General features: G+C 37.4%; 13 protein-coding genes. 7 read left to right on the top strand and 6 right to left on the bottom strand.

Going from position 1 to position 15,909, the window contains the following annotated elements; all coding sequences use genetic code 11:
- The first annotated feature begins 346 nt into the window (after positions 1 to 346).
- From nirB to I6F45_RS01660, 6 genes are all read left to right on the top strand, one after another.
- Complete coding sequence (nirB, locus tag I6F45_RS01635; protein ID WP_197159518.1) at positions 347 to 2,920, top strand: nitrite reductase large subunit NirB; 2,574 nt, start codon at positions 347 to 349, stop codon at positions 2,918 to 2,920.
- The gene (gene nirD, locus I6F45_RS01640; protein ID WP_165741035.1) at positions 2,907 to 3,260 is read left to right on the top strand and encodes a nitrite reductase small subunit NirD; all 354 of its coding nucleotides are present in this window, start codon (positions 2,907 to 2,909) and stop codon (positions 3,258 to 3,260) included. The genes nirB and nirD overlap by 14 nt, the downstream gene beginning before the upstream one ends.
- A gap of 9 nt (positions 3,261 to 3,269) precedes the next feature.
- Complete coding sequence (gene cobA / locus I6F45_RS01645; RefSeq protein WP_165741034.1) at positions 3,270 to 4,133, top strand: uroporphyrinogen-III C-methyltransferase; 864 nt, start codon at positions 3,270 to 3,272, stop codon at positions 4,131 to 4,133.
- 274 nt (positions 4,134 to 4,407) lie between these two features.
- Positions 4,408 to 5,670 (top strand): nitrate- and nitrite sensing domain-containing protein, encoded by a 1,263-nt coding sequence (locus I6F45_RS01650; RefSeq protein ID WP_165741033.1) that lies wholly within the window; start codon positions 4,408 to 4,410, stop codon positions 5,668 to 5,670.
- A 269-nt stretch (positions 5,671 to 5,939) separates the two neighbouring features.
- A complete protein-coding gene (locus I6F45_RS01655; RefSeq protein ID WP_197159519.1) occupies positions 5,940 to 7,133 on the top strand; it encodes a sensor histidine kinase in 1,194 nt (397 codons plus the stop codon).
- A 58-nt stretch (positions 7,134 to 7,191) separates the two neighbouring features.
- Positions 7,192 to 8,910, top strand: coding sequence for a two-component system response regulator (locus I6F45_RS01660; protein WP_007585212.1), 1,719 nt, complete (start codon positions 7,192 to 7,194; stop codon positions 8,908 to 8,910).
- Positions 8,911 to 9,063: 153 nt separating this feature from the next.
- On the opposite strand, the gene I6F45_RS01665 is transcribed toward I6F45_RS01660, so the two are convergent.
- The 3 genes from I6F45_RS01665 to I6F45_RS01675 form a co-directional block, all read right to left on the bottom strand.
- Positions 9,064 to 9,513: a response regulator gene (locus tag I6F45_RS01665; RefSeq protein WP_165721826.1), complete on the bottom strand. Its 450-nt coding sequence runs from the start codon at positions 9,511 to 9,513 to the stop codon at positions 9,064 to 9,066.
- Positions 9,510 to 10,964 carry a sensor histidine kinase gene (locus tag I6F45_RS01670; RefSeq protein ID WP_197159520.1) on the bottom strand — a complete coding sequence of 485 codons (1,455 nt, stop codon included), beginning with the start codon at positions 10,962 to 10,964 and terminating at the stop codon, positions 9,510 to 9,512. Before I6F45_RS01670 ends, I6F45_RS01665 begins: the two co-directional genes overlap by 4 nt.
- Positions 10,965 to 11,254: 290 nt before the next feature.
- Positions 11,255 to 11,692, bottom strand: a complete 438-nt coding sequence (locus tag I6F45_RS01675) for a PACE efflux transporter (protein WP_197159521.1) — start codon at positions 11,690 to 11,692, stop codon at positions 11,255 to 11,257.
- Positions 11,693 to 11,821: 129 nt separating this feature from the next.
- Between I6F45_RS01675 and I6F45_RS01680 the strand changes: the two genes are divergently transcribed.
- A complete protein-coding gene (locus I6F45_RS01680; protein ID WP_024593784.1) occupies positions 11,822 to 12,730 on the top strand; it encodes a LysR family transcriptional regulator in 909 nt (302 codons plus the stop codon).
- A 6-nt stretch (positions 12,731 to 12,736) separates the two neighbouring features.
- Here the strand turns inward: I6F45_RS01680 and I6F45_RS01685 are convergent, their stop codons facing one another.
- The 3 genes from I6F45_RS01685 to I6F45_RS01695 all read right to left on the bottom strand — a co-directional run bounded on the left by I6F45_RS01685 (position 12,737) and on the right by I6F45_RS01695 (position 15,902).
- A complete protein-coding gene (locus I6F45_RS01685) occupies positions 12,737 to 13,390 on the bottom strand; it encodes an MOSC domain-containing protein (RefSeq protein WP_197159522.1) in 654 nt (217 codons plus the stop codon).
- A 123-nt stretch (positions 13,391 to 13,513) separates the two neighbouring features.
- On the bottom strand, positions 13,514 to 14,446 hold the full coding sequence (locus I6F45_RS01690) for an alpha-E domain-containing protein (RefSeq protein WP_007585221.1): 933 nt from the start codon (positions 14,444 to 14,446) through the stop codon (positions 13,514 to 13,516).
- Between the two features lies 1 nt (position 14,447).
- Complete coding sequence (locus tag I6F45_RS01695) at positions 14,448 to 15,902, bottom strand: circularly permuted type 2 ATP-grasp protein (protein ID WP_007585223.1); 1,455 nt, start codon at positions 15,900 to 15,902, stop codon at positions 14,448 to 14,450.
- Positions 15,903 to 15,909 lie beyond the last annotated feature (7 nt).

Here is a 15,909-nt window from a genome sequence, read left to right on the forward strand (position 1 = left end):
TGATAATGGGTGTTTTATTGACTGATAATGCACAAAATAATGACAATAGATGACAATACTTGCACCCTCTTAGTGCCCAGCGCGCACCAACATATAACAAAACAGGTTTCATCCTCACTCTAAAAACGCATTAAACACTATTTAAACAACAACTTAAAAAGCTGGCTGTGTTTTTGCAAACATCCTATTAACAAGCCCGTTTTACTTACGGCAAAAATTTAGGTTGTGAGCACACTAGCTATTAGCAACCATCGGCAAAGAAGCCCGCACACAGTTATGCATAATGCGTATTTGTGGCGGGCTTTTTTGTTAATTGTATTTAAACCGTCACTTTAAGGAATGCCCTATGCAAACCTCGCAAAAAATACTCATTATTGGTAATGGTATGGTCGGACACCACTTTGTTGAGCAAATGCGCCAAAGCGATGCCAACGCAGACATTACTGTACTTTGCGGAGAAGCAAATCTTGCATACGATCGCGTGTACTTATCAAGTGTATTTGATGGCAAAACAGCTGCCGATTTAGCACTTACCACCCACGACAACTACAAAACACTCAATATTAATGTGCATACAAGCCAGTGGGTTGAAGGCATTGATAGAACTGCAAAGGTAGTTACCACGCTAACGGGTGAACAATACCCGTACGACAAACTTATACTTGCAACCGGTTCGTTTCCGTTTGTGCCGCCTATAAAAGGTAACGACCAACCCCATTGCTTGGTGTATCGCACATTAGAGGATTTAGAACAAATAAAAGCCAGTGCTGCAGTAAGTAAAAGCGGTGTTGTTATTGGTGGTGGTTTGTTGGGGCTTGAAGCCGCAAACGCGATTAAGCAACTAGGGCTTGATACCCACGTAGTTGAATTTGCCCCGCAACTTATGGCTGTTCAGCTTGATGGACAAGGCGGTACGCTACTAAAAAATAAAATAGAAAAACTTGGCGTAACAGTACATACATCAAAAGCGACCAGCGAAATAGTAAAAGGTGAAACGAGCCGCTTTAGATTAAATTTTTCAGACGAAACATTTTTAGAAACAGACCTAATTTTGTTCTCTGCCGGTATTCGCCCGTACGACCAACTCGGTAAAATTGCTGATTTAGAACTGGGTGAACGCGGCGGTATTATTATTAATAACCAATGCCAAACATCAGATCCTGATATTTTAGCCATTGGCGAATGTGCTCTGTGGGACAAAAAGCTATTTGGCTTAGTTGCACCAGGTTACAACATGGCACGCGTTGCAGCGAGCCAATTAAGTGGTGGCGAGCTTGAGTTTTTAGGTGCTGATATGAGCACAAAACTTAAGTTATTAGGCGTAGAAGTAGGCTCAATTGGCGACGCTCACGCAAAAACACCAGACTGTAAAGAGCTTATATACCAAGACGCTATTCGCGGCTGTTATAAAAAAATCATACTAAGTGAAAAAGGCGATAAATTACTGGGCGCTGTACTTGTTGGCGACACCAGCGATTACGATACTTTATTACAGTACATGCTTAACGACATGGACTTACCCGAAAATCCTGAGTGCTTAATTTTGCCAGACAGCGGTGGTGCGCCGTCGTTATCGGGCAGCGCCCTACCCGACACAGCCACTATTTGTTCGTGTCACAATGTAAGTAAAGGCGACATTGTAGGTGCCATTGATGGCGGCTCATGCGATTTAGCCTCGGTAAAATCATGTACTAAAGCAGCAAGCGGCTGTGGCGGTTGTGCCGCGTTATTAAAGTCAGTTGTTGATAACGAATTAGCAAGCCGTGGAGTTGAAGTTAACAACCATGTATGTGAGCACTTTGCGTATTCACGCCAAGAACTACTGCATATGGTTAAAGTAGAAAGCATTAAAAGCTTTGATGACTTACTAACTAAACACGGCAGCGGTCATGGCTGTGAAATATGTAAACCTGCCATTGGCTCTATTTTAGCCTCAACATGGAACGACTTCATTTTAGAACCCGCCCATGTTGGCCTGCAAGACACTAACGATACGTACCTAGCAAATATGCAAAAAGATGGTTCGTACTCTGTGGTACCGCGTATTGCTGGCGGCGAAATAACCCCCGACAAACTCATTGTAATAGGACAAGTAGCCAAAGACTTTAACCTGTACTGCAAAGTCACGGGTGGTCAGCGTATTGATTTATTTGGTGCGCGCTTAGAAGAACTTCCTGTTATTTGGGAGCGACTTATAGAAGCCGGATTTGAGACCGGTCATGCTTATGGTAAGTCTCTTAGAACAGTTAAATCGTGTGTGGGTAGTACGTGGTGTCGTTATGGTGTGCAAGACAGCGTTGGACACGCAATCGAAATTGAAAACCGCTACAAAGGATTACGTGCACCGCATAAATTTAAAATGGCGGTATCGGGTTGTACCCGCGAATGCGCCGAAGCACAAAGTAAAGATATTGGCATTATAGCTACCGAAAACGGCTGGAACTTATACGTGTGTGGTAATGGCGGTATGCGCCCTCGCCATGCTGATTTATTTGCGACCGATTTAGACACGCCAACACTGATTAAATACATTGACCGCGTGATTATGTTTTACATTAAAACAGCTGACAAATTACAACGTACGTCGGTATGGATGGAAAATCTTGAAGGCGGTTTAGACTACCTTAAAAGCGTAGTCATTGACGACAGCTTAGGCATTTGCGACGAGCTAGAAGCGCAAATGGAATTAATTACACAAACCTATGCATGTGAGTGGAAAAAAGCAATTGAAAGCCCAGATGCAGCCAAACGATTCCGCCAGTTTGTTAATAGCCCCGAAACCGACGACAACATTTTGTTTGTGCAAGAGCGTAACCAAATTCGCCCTGCTACAGAAGTCGAAAAACGTGAGCAACGTAATACACAAAACCGTATTCCAGTAATGGAAGTTGAAGAGGAGCAAGCTGATGTCTTGGCATAATATTGGAACAATCGACAACCTAGTGGCTAATAGCGGCGTATGCGCATTAGTTAATAATCAGCAAGTGGCTATTTTTTATATTCCGCAAAATCCAACGGCTGTGTTTGCTATTAGCAATTACGACCCTATTGGCAAAGCCAATGTATTATCGCGTGGCATTATTGGCTCTATCGATAATAAATTAGTGGTCGCATCGCCTTTATATAAGCAGCACTTTTGCCTAGAAACAGGTGAATGCTTAGAAGCAGAAGCAATACACCTACCGGTTTTTAATGCAAAAATTGAAGACCGCAGTGTATTTATAAGCTCTGAACCAAAAGTTACAACAGCTGTGGCTTAGGGGAATATTATGAGTGTACTGTCTTATTTTTCGGGTATTGAAAACGTGTGGCTAAATAAGCTTGTTACTAAGCTAACAAGCTCAAATGATCGCAGTGCTAAAAGCGGCAACGTTTATATAATTGGTGCCGGCCCAGGAGACGCAGAGCTAATTACGGTAAAAGCGCAGCGTTTAATTAATACCGCCGATGTTGTTTTATACGATTGGTTAGTAAGCGATGATTTATTAAAAACACTGCCTAAAAAAGCGCAGCGTGTATTTGTAGGTAAACGTGCGGGTAAGCATTCGATGACCCAAGCTAACATTTGCGAACTACTGGTTAAATACGCGCAACAGGGCTTAAACGTAGTGCGTTTAAAAGGCGGCGATCCGAGTATATTTGCACGTATTAACGAAGAAGCTGATGCACTTACCAAGCATAATATTAATTTTGCTATTGTGCCAGGTGTTACAACGGCTTGTGCTACTTCCGCTTATACGGGTATTCCGCTTACAGCAAGAGACGTAGCGCGCAGTGTTACGTTTTTAACGGCGCAGTTTGCCGATCCTAACAAGCAGCCTCATTGGAAAAATTACGCGTTTATGCCTGGAAACAACAACCCCACTTTAGTGGTTTATATGGGGCTTTCGCGCTTACAAACGCTAAGCAACGGTTTACAATCAGTGGGCTGGCCAAGTAATACACCCATTGCACTAATCGAAAATGCCACTACTACTAAGCAAAAGGTAATTACCAGTACGCTTGAACTGATAGTAAATGAGCATGCTAAACACAACCTTCAAGGCCCTACCCTAATTATGATTGGTGAAGTGATAAATCATAAAATGGCAATTAGCCCTGAGTTATTAAACAGTATGAATGTTAACGCATGATACAAAATGAATAATGCACTTTTCGCGCTTACTACCTCCCCAGGAGTAGGCGCTTTTTTTGTTTTTAATTTAGGTTCAAGTTGTGTGCAATAACATGCTTTAATGCACCAAATAAGTTAAAAGTAATGGTAAGTTAAATTATAGAAACACAGTGACAAACAAAAATAACACTTTAAGCAATTGTATTAGCTTGATTTTAAATTCAATGATGAAATTTATTAATGATTGGAACAGTGGTTGCACTTTAAAAACAAAAAAGTGTGGAATAATATCAATGGCGACAAACAATCCTCTCACAAAACAGTTTTTATTAGCGGCTAAATATCAAGAAATACACGCGCTAAAGCAATTACAAAACAGTTGTTCCTCGCTCACTAAGTTAGGCGATTTTGTACATCAGTTACAAAAAGAACGCGCAATGAGTAATATATTTTTGGCCTCAAATCGAGAGCGATTTAAAACCCAATTACAAGAACAAATCCCTTTAAGCAACAGCGCACAAACTGCATTTTATGATTCTCTTAAACAAACATTTATAAACGACAACGCCGATACGGGCCATACTCGGTTATTTAATTTAATTACCTACAGCTTACAAGCACTCGATGCATTACCGGTATTGCGCAAGCAAATAGCACAACAAAACATTAGTGCAGTACATGCTACGCAGTCGTTCACGCAGTTAATTGCTAGTTTACTCAATATTATTTTAGAGGCAGCAGATGGCGCAAGCGATCCTAAAATAACGCGTTTGTTAGTCGCATTTTTCAATTTTATGCAAGGTAAAGAGTACGCAGGACAAGAGCGTGCCTGTGGTGCACAAGCATTTGCAGCAAGTAAATTTACCACTGAGCAAAAACAGCAGCTCGCGCACTTTGTACAAGAACAAAACCACAGCTTTGAATTTTTTAATGAATACGCCGATGAGCACCTTTTAAAATGCTTTGCCACACTAACAACGCATCAGGTTAATAATCAGGTGGAGCAACTTAGAAGTTTACTGCAAAAACTCGATGACGAGAATGCTCAACCGCTCTCACAACTGAGCGAAGTATGGTACGAAGTAACCACTACGCGCATAGATATAATGCACAAAATTGAACAAAATATAGCAGATCAATTAATTGATACCGCAGCAATGCAAATAGCCTGTGCTCAACGTAGTTTAAATACAAATAAGCAGGTACTTAACAATATGGCAGAGCAGCACATAGCGCCTTCTTTTGGCCAATTAGCCATTAAGCAACCAAAGCCAGAAGTAGGCCAAAACATAGCGGCCGATAAGCTCAATACTAATAAAAGTATGTACGATTTAATTATTGAGCAAAGCCAACATATAAAACAAATAAACCAAGCGTTACTTGACGCTAAAAAAGTAATTAGTGAGCAAAAGGTCATTCACCAAGCCAAGTACATACTTATTGAGCAGTTAAAGCTCACTGAAGAGCAAGCCCATAAACAGCTACAAAAACAAGCAATGGATACGCATAAAACCTTATTTAGCGTAGCGCAAACAATAGTACAAATGAGCGATTAAAAGTGCTGTTCTTATTGGTTTTGATAAGAACACCACCCCGCTTAGTGCTTATTTACTCAGTTATAAGTTGCTCGCCTAGCTTAAGCCTTCTCTGTATTTAAAAATAGATTTATAACCTACTGACTACAATAAGGTAAGGCTCTTATGTGGAGTCAATTTATAATGCAAATTATTCAACGCATCCAAAATAATCAACTACAATAAGTTAATCATTTGTTACATCTCATTTTGTTGAGGCGTATTTATTTAATAGTGTTGTAGGATTTTGAATGCCCAATGTAGAGAGTTATATCGCAGATGTATCATTAATTGATGAACAGCAATTAATTACGCCTGTTGATAATGGTATTCAAACAAGCTTAAAAAGCTTTGCTGAGCTAATTTTAACTATTTTTGATGCCACCGCATTTTCTATTGTTGCTAACCTCCCTGAACGTTCCGTTGAGCTATATAAATCAGGTTCAAAAATAACAGTCGCTAAAGAGCAACTATCTGATGACGTTTTTAATGAATCGATTATCGAACATGATCCTAAAATATTTAGAGTGGTATCACCTATTATTTTGCCCTCAAACCTTAAATTTGGGTGGTTTATATTTGACCGACCAAGTAATTCGCGACTTACCGAAAAAGAAAAGTTAATCTTAAATAGTTTACAAAAAAACTTTGTAAATCAGTTAGTCCAACAAAAAGAATTATTAGAAAAATTAAACAGTGCTAAGTTTCACTCAACAATTTGTGAGCTAAAAAAAGAAGACGAAACTGAAAAAGATCGCCTAATTAAAAAATTACAAAAAGTGAGCGATGAACTTGATGAATTTATCAGCATTGCTTCACACGATCTCAAGTCACCATTAAATGCTATAAAACGTTTATTAGAGTGGATTTATGATGACTGTAAAGATTTACTCCCTCAAGAGCACCTAGAAAACTTTCAGCTTGTGCTCAGCCGGGCTAATAGAATGCAAGTACTGCTAGAAGATTTACTAAGCTACTCGAGAATAAATAGCTGTGATTCAACGCGTGCAAGCATATCTTTAGAAAGTATTTACCAAGATATAGAACAAATTTTAGAAGTTCCAAAAACTGTCACTGTTGATATACACGCCAATAACGAAGTACTCGATATACCGCTGATTCCTTTTAAAACTGTTTTTCAAAATCTTATTAGTAATGCAATAAAACATAACAATAAAGAGCACCCGGTTATCGATATTTCACTTATCCCCTCTAATCAATATTACATTATTGAGATAACAGATAATGGCCCTGGAATTGACCCTAAATATTTTTCACTCATATTTAAGTTATTTCAGACATTGCAATCTCGAGATGATGTTGAAGGGAGCGGCATTGGACTCTGTATTGCCAATAAGCTCATTATTAATTATGGGGGCAAAATTGAAGTAGCCTCCGATGGGGAACTTGGCAGTACATTCACTATTTATTGGCCCAAAGTTTAACTATGAAATTATCAATTATAAACGAGCATCATGTAGATGCTGCTCTTAGAAGGAACTTATGAATATTTTAATTGTTGATGATGACTTAGTTGATCGCAAATTAATTAAAAAAATGCTTATTTCTGATGGCTCTCATCATCATGACATTACCGAGGTAACGTGCGTATCCGAGGGCTTGAAAGCCATTGAAGACACGCACTTTGATATAATACTACTCGATTATAATATGCCTAAAGAAGATGGCATTGAAATGCTAATTGAAATGCGTGCAAAGCCTAAACTCGGTAACACCGCAATTATCATGATTAGTTCCTCAGAGAACTCAGCTTTGGCTATTGAGTGTATAGAAGCCGGCGCTCAAGACTTTTTACCAAAAGGTGATATAACGAGGGATAGTTTAAATAAAGCGCTTATATATGCCAAAAAACGCTTCGAGGCAGAACAACGTATGCACAACAGTTATCTTGCTGTAAAGCATATGGCAGAAAGGGATCAGCTTACTGGTTTGTCTAATCGATATCATTTTGAAGAAATACTAAAAGTAATGATAGCTAACAATAAACGTGCTAAAAACTGCGTGGCGTTACTTGCTTTAGATTTAGATAACTTCAAAAATATTAATGATACGCTTGGGCATAGTGTCGGCGACGAAATTTTAATACAAACAGTAGAAAGGATTCATAGTTGCCTGAGGCAAAACGAAGGATTTGCACGCTTAGGAGGCGATGAATTTGCAGTTATAATAGGTGGGATTTGCAACATTAATCAAATAGGTATGATAGCAAATAGAATTTTAGCTGAAGTTTCTAAACCCTTTTTACATGAAGGTAGAACTTTAAATTGCAGTGTTAGCATTGGAAGCGCCATATACCCAAATGATGCTACTGAATCTCATGAACTGCTAAAATGTGCTGATATTGCAATGTACCGCTCAAAGCAAAGTGGTAAAAGTAGAATAAGCTTTTACAAAGAGCAATATCAATATGAATTTAGTCGTCGGGTAGATATTCAAAATAGTATAAAAGAGCATATAGAGGAAAAAAACTTTAGGCTATTTTATCAACCTGTTTATTGTTCAAAAACACAAATAATGACAGGTGTCGAAGCCCTGATCCGTTGGCCAGATACAACCGTTAATTATACCCCCGATGAGTTTATTCCTATTGCTGAAGAGTGCCGATTAATAGCCCCCCTTGGAAAATGGATAATTGCGAGCGCTTTAAAGCAGTTATCTTTGTGGCAGAAAGACTATCAAACGCCGTTAACTCTATCTATTAATATTTCACCGATACAGCTGCAAAGAGAAGTTTTACAAACGTATCTATTAGAGACGGTCGAAAAATACAATTTAAAAACCAGTAGTATTATTCTCGAAATAACAGAAACAGCTTTTATGGAAAACAGTAAAGAAGTGATTGAGATATTAACTTCTTTGTCTAATAAAGGGTTTAGAATTGCTTTGGACGATTTTGGTATGGGTTATTCATCCATATCTCACCTTATTTCCTACCCTATTGATATAGTAAAATTAGACAAAAGCATGCAATCGTTAGGTGGAGAAAATAATAAGCGATTAAAAATAATCGAGAGCTTATCTTTAATGCTGAAGAAACTAGATTTTTCTGTGGTAGCTGAAGGAATCGAAACTGAAACCCAGCATCAGCTGTGTAAAAAATTAAATATAGACTACCTGCAAGGTTTTCTCTTCTCAAAGCCTATGCCTGTAAACGAAATTAATTTGCTGCTCGATGACTATAGTAAAAAAATAAGCCTTTAATAAAAAGGTTATTTTGAGCCTTTGTAAAATTGAAGCTTAAATCAAACATCTGTGTAACCTTAAGCTAAAAACCTTTGGTTTGTGTCACATACTCAAACTAAAGGATCTCCAATTGGCACAGCCTAGCGGATTAAAACTTAAAACACATGCAAATCAGCTGTGTTTTTTCAAATGCTGACCGATGACAGCCAATACTTTTTCTTTTAACTCTGCTGCCTGAAAACTTCCTTTTACAAGGTAACCTTTAACAAAATCGTGTGACATTATAATCTTTTTTTCTTCTTCTCTTTCTGATGAGCTAAACATCATAACCACACACGAGCTGATTTCTATCATCTTCCTCAGTTTAGAAAACTCTTCTAAAAACTGAATACCATTGACTCTTGGCATATTGATGTCCAAAAATATGAGTATTGGAGGAAATCCATCAGGGTACTCTTTTCTGTTAGCTTCATAATTTTCTAGAAATTCTAATGCTTCCTGACCATCTTTTTTTTCAAAAATTGTAAGATCTAGTTCAGCCTCTTTAATTAATCTTTTAAGAATATACCGGTCAACTTCATTGTCATCGACAATTAATATAGGGGGTTTAATTTTTGTCATGTTAGCTTATCCATTGGTATTATTATTTTAAACGTCGTACCTTCATCAGAGCTTTGCAGTGATACTTCACCATTTAAATACTCAATATGTTTTTTAACCAGCGCCATCCCTAAACCAGACCCCGTACTTGTCTGTGCATGAAATCGCTTAAACATATCAAACACTTCACTTTGATGCTTTTGTGGTATTCCCATTCCGTTATCTGTAACAGTAATAAAAAACGTCTCTTGCTCATTAAAAATATCACAGCGGACATAAGGCGAGTCTTTATTTCTGTCGTAATACTTCAACCCATTTGATATCAAATTTTCAATAATTTGAGCAAAACGCGCTTTTTCCGACCTTATAGGTACTGATAGATTAATTGTTGTTTCGAGCGTACAAGGATTATCTTTCATGAGCCAAGACAGTCGTTCTTTCATATCAATAATTAACTGATTAAAGTCAATTACATCTTTATCTTCATTGCCAATTTCAGCTTTGGCTAACAATAAAATATCAACAACAAGTGTTTCTAACTTTTCCATTTGTTGATAAATAACCAGTGCATTTCGGCTTGCCTCCTCTGTGTCTCCCGCTTTTATATCTTCGATAACAAAATGCGCTAGGGATTTAGCCCCTGACAGCGGTGACTTCAGGTCATGGGAAGCCCGATAAGCAAACTGGGCAAGCTCATCATTTGCTTGCTGCAGGGAAGCTGTCTGGCTGTTTATAATCTCTTTGAGTTCAATACTGTTTTCAATATTTAAAAGATCATTTTTAATTCGCTGTCTAGCCGCGATAACGAGTGCTTTTAATTCACCCGACGTTTTTATATCAAGTTCATCGTCTAGATTAATATTGCTTTCGGGCTTACTTGATAAAAGTAGAGTAAGATTTCGAATAGAGCTCGATATTGTGCGAGAAAGATAACTTATAAAAAGAATATTAAAAAAAGATATGATTATAACAAGTGGAATTAACGTCATTAGTATAAACGATACTGTTTTTCTAATTGGTTCCTCAAACAGCTCCGTGTTTTTATTAAAGCCACTTAGCGAAGTATTAAGATTTAGTAAAAAAGCGTCTCTACTAAGTTCCCCCTTTTTATACTGATTAACTGACAATAAGGCTTTATCAGCAATTTCAATATCGTTTTCACAGATTGTTAATGTATGATCTGTGTTAATAACTTTCATAACAGCATAATTTAACGGGTTTATTTGTTCAATACATTCAATCGGTTGCTGCCTAATTAACAATATATCCGACTCAATGGTATTTATATCTATGGGGATATAATTTTCTATTTTTTTAACTGACTTGGTAAGTTGATGTGTATACTTTAAATGAAGAAAGTTAAGTTGGTGAAACTTAGCTCCTTTAGCTATTTCAAAAGCTGAGTAGACAGTAATACTTATCTCTGCTGCAGTTAATATTACAATAAGCATCAGTTTTCTTGAGATATTCATATACGACACCTATTTTAGCTACTAACCCAAAAATTTTTAAATAACACTATAATAATTATAGTATTTATAACCTTAGGTATAGCAGATTTTATCTTTTTTACTAGCTCCTCTATAAATAACAGTTGATATTTAGCTTTATTCACTTTTAATAAAAAGATCCTTTATTAGTTTTTTGCCACTATAAAGCAAACTTGGGTAATATTACGCCTCTAAAAGTGCTGGTGCATTGGCAAATACACCAGCAGCTAAATACAAAACTTTGTTAAGTCATCCCATATTTAAAAAGTGTATTAACATGCAGCATTTTTTGAATGAAAAATATAGGCTCGTGTGTGGTCGTACACTAGGTTAAAAGTAAAAGCGTAAAGGGTTATAAAAAAAGTTACGCCAATATCCATTATTAATGCTTCCCATAAGCCTACTTTTAAAATGATTGCCATCACGGGAATAGTAAAAACAAGTAACCCGCCTTGAAATAAAAGCACGTGAAAAATACGGAATAATACAGAACGTTGCTCTTTTGCACCAGTAGCTACTTTGTCAAAACACCAGTTGAAAATAAAGTTCCAACACATAGCAATTGTGGCAACAATTACCATAGTGCCCGATAAAGCCCCTATTGCATGATCTGTAAATAGTGCTAAACCTAAAATTGATAATGACACGGCTAAAATCTCAAACAAAACTGCCTGAAACATCCTCTCTAGCGACCCCATTTTTGCATCCATAATTAACCCCTTTTACGCCAAATAATTAAAGAAAATAATAGTGACATAATTTAATTATTTGCAAAGTTAGTAGCCATCACCTTTAGTGATAAGATGAGCAAATAAGTACTCACCTTTAAGTTGAATGATATGTATAGTTTTGAGCAACTAAAAATTTTTGTAACCGTGGTAGAAACAGGATCTTTTTCGGCAACAGCCCGAAAGCTTAACCGTGCACAATCGGGAATTAGCCAAGCTATTTCTAATCTTGAAATAGCGATTAATCAAACATTGTTTACGCGTAATAAAAATATACCCAGCTTAACGATCAGTGGTAAGGCATTGTTACCTGTCGCATACTCTATACTTCATCAGCAAAAGTATTTTGACCAAAAAGTGGATGCATTAGCAAAAAATTATGAGCATGAGGTAATTATAGCTATTGATGAAAGCCTAAATAATCAAGATATTTTAAAAGTGATTGCCCCACTTGCTGATCAGTTCCCGATTACTAATTTCGAAATAATATCGACAACAACTGACGATGTAGAAAACTTAGTAAAAATAGGAAAAGCACAAGTAGGTATCATTTATAGTGATGGGGAACTAAAAGTTGATATGGATTTTTTTCTATTAGGTCAAGCTCGATTTTTAACGATTTCATCACCAGAACACCCGCTTGCAAAGCTAAAGGCTGTAACAAGCAATGATTTAAAAGCCCATAGGCAATGTGTTCATCGCAGCCTTAGCCAAAAAGAGTTATGGTTTAGCTACGCAATTAGCTCTAGAATTTGGTACGCAAATACACATCAAACCCTTATCGACTTAGTAGTTCAGGGTATTGGTTGGGCGCTTGTACCCGAGTTTGCTATTAAGAGGTATATAAACCAAGCTGAAGTGGTAACGCTACCCGTTACTCATGAACAAGGCGGTTGGCTTACTCCTGTGGGATGCGTTGTTTCAAGAAGCCAATCAACAGGACCTGTTCTTCAAAGTTTAATAAATAGGTTGCAGCAACACTTTTTAAAGAGTGATAGCGCGGGAATAAAACAGTTTTAAACTGCTTTATTCACTTTTAATAGCAAGCTTCTTCTTTAGCTTTTCTTGCCACTCTACAGCAAGCTCTGGCAAAGTTAATGCTTCTAAAAGTATGTCTTCATAACCTACGTATTTTTTATCAAAAAATGCCTGGAACAGTTTTTTAACTGATATGTCGTGCGAGGCTTTCTTCTCGATAACAACACTATCACCCGTTTTTGCAACGCCTTGCTCTAGTACCCTAAAATAAACGCCAGTGCAGTAATGCTGCGTAAACAGTTTAAGACTGTTTTTATTATTAAGGGCGATAGCGAGTTTAAAACAGGGTACACGAGGCTGGCTTACTTCAAGCAGTGCAGTACCAATTCGAATATGGTCACCTATGTGTATATTCGCTTCATCAAGGTCAGAAATCGTGAAGTTTTCGCCAAAGGCACCTACTGCCAAATCATCATTCTCGAGGGTTTGTTTCCAATACTCATAATGATTGTGAGAAAAAGCATATACCGCTTTATCTACCCCGCCGTGATTAACTAAATCAGCTTGCTCGTCACCTATAATGTTTAGCTTTTCAATCACTACAGGTTCGTTAGTTGGGGTTTTGAATATTCCTGTTCTCACCTCTTTATCATTATGAATAAGAGTTTTAATTTTAGAGATATTAGTCGAGATGATTTTCATTGCGATACCAACGGATGAGGAAGTAGTGATTAATTATGCAGGTTTTAAAATTATTATAAATAAATTTAAGCAAAAAAATGACCGCTCAAAACTAAGCAGTCATTTCACAATATACAGTTTTTATTATTCTGCTTGTTTTAAAAAATACGTCTCAGCTAATCCATTATGTATTCCGGCTAAGTCTATTTGTATTTCATCGATAAAGTCATGCAACAGACCATTTTTAAGTACTCGTACGTCTTTATTTTCTAACTCAACAATTGCATCATCAATTGATTTAATAATTTCTGTTGAGTTTGGCAAAGGTAAAACCAATGCTTTTAATTCATTCATACAAAATAAAATAGATCGTGGGAATACTTTGCTGTGCATCACAAATTCTATTACATCTGCACGCTGTACTCTAACGCCCATTTCTTGGCGATACATTTGATAAGCACTTAAAGAGCGCAGTAAACTGATCCACTGAATATTATCAAACGGCTTCACTTCTTCTTCATTAGTAATTAACGTAGCAGAGCGAATATCTAAAATTCGCGATGTCATATCTGCGCGCTCTATAATTGAGCCAAAACGAATAAAAACATAACCTTGGTCGTGATTAATAGTAGCATCTAACGCCCCAAATATTTGATGGGCTGAATCTATAATCTTTTTTAAATAATCAAAACGTCCGCGCTTTGTTATCCCTTCTTTTTGATTATCTTTTACATAATAATAAAGAGAGTTAATTTCTTCCCACACATCTCGCGGAATTACATCGCGGATTGTACGCGCGCTTTCTCGTGCAGAGGTAATAGAGTTTAAAATTGACGAGCTATTATCACTACCAACAAGTAAATACCTTAATGCTTTTTGTTCAGTAAAATCTGTATGGTTTTCTGAATACGCTTTACGCACACCAATAATATCAATTAATGGCTCCCAGCCGGTACATACGCCTTTGGGTAAGTCCATCATCAGTAAATTGTTAACGTTGATTAAACGAGCCACATTTTCCGCACGCTCAATGTATCGAGATACCCAATATAAAGTTTCGCCTACTCTTGATAACATATTATTTAGCCTCTTCGTCAACAATCCAAGTATCTTTACTGCCACCACCTTGTGATGAATTAACCACCAAAGAGCCTTTAACCATAGCAACACGCGTTAATCCACCAGTGGTAACTTGCGTATCTTTACCTGATGATAAAATAAACGGTCTTAAATCGGTATGTCGACCATCTGGTTTATTACCATCAAATGTTGGTACTGTTGATAAATCTAATGTTGGTTGAGCTACCCAGTTTCGTGGGTCCGCTTTAATTTGAGCAATACACGCTTCTTGTTCTTTTTTAGTCGATTTAGGACCAATTAATAATCCATATCCGCCAGATTCATTTGCTGGTTTAACAACAAGCTTATCGATATTTTTAATCACATGGTCGCATTCTTTCGGGTCTAAACATTTGAACGTTGGGACATTAGCAAGTTTAGCTTCCTCGCCTAAGTAGTACTTAATCATCTCAGGTACATAGGCGTAAACTACTTTGTCATCAGCAACACCTGCGCCTGGTGCATTAACTAAAGCCACATTACCTTTAGACCAAGCACGCATTAATCCAGGAACGCCAAGTTGGGATTCTGGTAAAAAGGCTTCTGGGTCTAAAAATAAATCATCTATACGACGATAAATAACATCAACTCGTTGTAGCCCTGTGATTGTTCTCATGTATACACAGTCATCTTTTTCAACAACTAAATCGCGCCCTTCTACCAGTTCGCAACCCATTTCTTGGGCAAGGTAACAATGCTCAAAATAAGCGGAGTTAAACACCCCAGGAGTAAGTACCACGACTTCTGGTTTATCTTGTGGACGAGGCGACATTGCCGCTAGCATATCAAATAATTGTGAAGGGTAATCATCAACAGGTAAAATCGACACTTGCTCAAATAATTCAGGGAATACACGCTTCATTACAGAGCGATTTTCAAGCATATAAGATACACCAGAAGGAACACGCAGGTTATCCTCAAGCACATACATTGTACCGCTGCCATCGCGTACTAAATCTGAGCCACAAATATGCGCCCATATTTTATTTGGCGGGTTTATTCCCACGCATTGCTGGCGAAAGTTTACTGATTTTTCTAGTAATCCTTTTGGAAAAACACCATCTTTTATTATTTTTTGGTCGTGGTATAAATCATCTATAAAAAGGTTAAGCGCTTCAACACGTTGCTTTAAACCAACCTCTACGCTTTGCCATTCTTTTTTACCAATAGTTCGAGGGATAATATCAAACGGCCAGGCTCTATCAATCATATTACCTTCGTTGTAAACCGTGAAAGTAATACCCATTTCTTTAATAGCTAAATCAGCAACCGCTCTGGCTTTTACTAATTCTTCTGCTGATAAATTAGCAAAAAATTGTGCTAATTGTGTTCCATGCGATCTAACGTTTCCTTGTGCATCAATTAATTCATCAAAGAAACCTTTTGTTTGGTACGCTTTCCAATCAATTTTCATACACTCT

This window comes from Pseudoalteromonas sp. SWYJZ19 (assembly GCF_015864375.1).
GTDB classification, from domain to species: domain Bacteria; phylum Pseudomonadota; class Gammaproteobacteria; order Enterobacterales; family Alteromonadaceae; genus Pseudoalteromonas; species Pseudoalteromonas arctica.

Excerpts from the sequence above, each read along its gene's own strand:
- I6F45_RS01680 (WP_024593784.1), top strand. The coding sequence starts at position 11,822 with ATGTATAGTTTTGAGCAACTAAAAATTTTTGTAACCGTGGTAGAAACA.
- I6F45_RS01685 (WP_197159522.1), bottom strand. The coding sequence starts at position 13,390 with ATGAAAATCATCTCGACTAATATCTCTAAAATTAAAACTCTTATTCAT.
- I6F45_RS01660 (WP_007585212.1), top strand. The coding sequence starts at position 7,192 with ATGAATATTTTAATTGTTGATGATGACTTAGTTGATCGCAAATTAATT.
- nirD (WP_165741035.1), top strand. The coding sequence starts at position 2,907 with ATGTCTTGGCATAATATTGGAACAATCGACAACCTAGTGGCTAATAGC.
- I6F45_RS01650 (WP_165741033.1), top strand. The coding sequence starts at position 4,408 with ATGGCGACAAACAATCCTCTCACAAAACAGTTTTTATTAGCGGCTAAA.
- I6F45_RS01675 (WP_197159521.1), bottom strand. The coding sequence starts at position 11,692 with ATGGATGCAAAAATGGGGTCGCTAGAGAGGATGTTTCAGGCAGTTTTG.
- nirB (WP_197159518.1), top strand. The coding sequence starts at position 347 with ATGCAAACCTCGCAAAAAATACTCATTATTGGTAATGGTATGGTCGGA.
- I6F45_RS01670 (WP_197159520.1), bottom strand. The coding sequence starts at position 10,964 with ATGAATATCTCAAGAAAACTGATGCTTATTGTAATATTAACTGCAGCA.
- cobA (WP_165741034.1), top strand. The coding sequence starts at position 3,270 with ATGAGTGTACTGTCTTATTTTTCGGGTATTGAAAACGTGTGGCTAAAT.
- I6F45_RS01695 (WP_007585223.1), bottom strand. The coding sequence starts at position 15,902 with ATGAAAATTGATTGGAAAGCGTACCAAACAAAAGGTTTCTTTGATGAA.
- I6F45_RS01655 (WP_197159519.1), top strand. The coding sequence starts at position 5,940 with ATGCCCAATGTAGAGAGTTATATCGCAGATGTATCATTAATTGATGAA.
- I6F45_RS01665 (WP_165721826.1), bottom strand. The coding sequence starts at position 9,513 with ATGACAAAAATTAAACCCCCTATATTAATTGTCGATGACAATGAAGTT.
- I6F45_RS01690 (WP_007585221.1), bottom strand. The coding sequence starts at position 14,446 with ATGTTATCAAGAGTAGGCGAAACTTTATATTGGGTATCTCGATACATT.